Source organism: Aeromonas sp. HMWF015 (genome assembly GCF_963878965.1).
Classification (GTDB): Bacteria; Pseudomonadota; Gammaproteobacteria; order Enterobacterales; family Aeromonadaceae; genus Aeromonas; species Aeromonas veronii.
Map to the genome: position 1 here is coordinate 1 of NZ_CAWNZT010000034.1, position 1,903 is coordinate 1,903.

Annotated in this window: 2 protein-coding genes; both read left to right on the plus strand. The window is 58.7% G+C overall.

What is annotated here, in order from left to right; genetic code table 11:
- Positions 1 to 427 (plus strand): TIGR00153 family protein (locus AACS18_RS01545; RefSeq protein ID WP_108613526.1); only part of this gene is annotated, 427 nt, incomplete at its 5' end.
- 25 nt (positions 428 to 452) lie between these two features.
- On the plus strand, positions 453 to 1,718 hold the full coding sequence (locus AACS18_RS01550; RefSeq protein ID WP_033136481.1) for an inorganic phosphate transporter: 1,266 nt from the start codon (positions 453 to 455) through the stop codon (positions 1,716 to 1,718).
- The last annotated feature ends 185 nt before the right edge of the window (positions 1,719 to 1,903 follow it).

Here is a 1,903-nt window from a genome sequence, read left to right on the forward strand (position 1 = left end):
GCTGGAGCTGTTGACCCAGCAAGACAAGATTGCCAACCGTGCCAAGGATATTTCCGGCCGCATGCTTGGTCGTCGCATGGAGTTCCCCGCCGAAATGCGGACGGATTTCATGGCTTACCTCAAACGTTGTATTGATGCGACCGCTCAGGCCGAGAAAGCGATCGGGGAGCTCGACGAGCTGCTCGAGACCGGCTTCAAAGGACGGGAAGTGGAAATGGTTGCCGAGATGATCCACCAGCTGGATCTGATCGAGGACGATACAGACACCATGCAGATCGGACTGCGCCAACAGCTGCAAGCGGTTGAGCACAATTACAATCCGATCGATGTGATGTTCCTTTACAAGATCCTCGAATGGGTAGGTGACCTGGCAGATCAGGCCGAGCGCGTAGGCGCCCGTCTGGAACTGATGCTGGCTCGTTCGTAATCGACTGACTGGGTAAACACTACTAATGGACATTATCGCGAATTACGGCACCACTCTGGTGCTCGTGGCGGCCTTGTTCGGCTTTTTGATGGCTTGGGGCATTGGCGCGAATGACGTGGCCAACGCCATGGGAACATCGGTCGGCACCAAATCCCTGACCATCCGTCAGGCGATCATCATTGCCATGATCTTCGAATTTGCCGGTGCCTATCTGGCCGGTGGCGAAGTGACGGCCACCATCCGTAACGGCATCATCGACAGCAATGCGTTTGTCGATAGCCCGGACCTGCTGGTGCTCGGCATGATCGCCTCCCTGCTGGCGGCAGGTGCCTGGTTGATCCTCGCCTCCTACTTCGGCTGGCCGGTCTCTACCACTCACTCCATCATCGGCGCCATCGTCGGTTTTGCGGTGGTGAGCATTGGCCCGGAAGCGGTGCAGTGGAGCAAGTTTGGCGGCATCGTTGGCTCCTGGGTCATCACCCCGGCCATCTCCGGTGTCATCGCCTACTTCATGTTCATCAGCGTGCAGAAGCTTATCTTCAACACCGATGACCCGCTGAACAACGCCAAGCGCTATGTACCGTTCTACATGTTCCTGACTGCGCTGGTAATCTGTCTGGTGACCATCAAGAAGGGGCTGACCCACGTTGGTCTGCACCTGACCGATGGCGAGGGCATTCTGCTCTCCATCGCCATCTCCATCGCAGTGGCGTTTGCTGGCTGGATCTACATTCGCGGTCAGAAGTACAACCCGCAGGATGACAGCAAGATGCACTTCGCCAACGTGGAGAAGGTGTTCGGCATCCTGATGGTGATCACCGCTTGTGCCATGGCCTTTGCCCACGGTTCCAACGACGTGGCCAACGCCATTGGCCCGCTCTCTGCGGTGGCCTCTATCGTGGCTTCCGGTGGTGAAATTTCCGGTCAGGCTGCCATTGCCTGGTGGATCCTGCCGCTCGGTGGCATAGGTATCGTGATCGGTCTGGCGACCATGGGCGAGAAGGTGATGGCGACGGTCGGTACCGGCATCACTCACCTGACCCCGAGCCGTGGTTTCGCCGCCCAGTTGGCGACTGCCGCGACCGTGGTGATTGCCTCCGGCACCGGTCTGCCCATCTCCACCACCCAAACCCTGGTCGGTGCTGTGATGGGTGTCGGTCTGGCGCGCGGTATTGCGGCGCTGAATCTGGGTGTACTGCGCAACATCGTGGTCTCCTGGATCATCACTCTGCCTGCAGGTGCCATCCTGGCTATCGCCATCTTCTACGTGCTGCAGGCCTGCTTCTCCTAATCGAAGCGACATTCAGCAAAAAGCCCGAGTCATCGACTCGGGCTTTTTTTATTGTGCGCGGGAGCTGAGGTGCTGCTCCCTTTGCATATCAGCCTTAGAGGCTGGCGCAGATCTGCCACAGATCGTACTGGATAGCGGCGGCGGTCACTTCCCGACCCGCCCCCGGCCCCTGAATCACCAGTGGG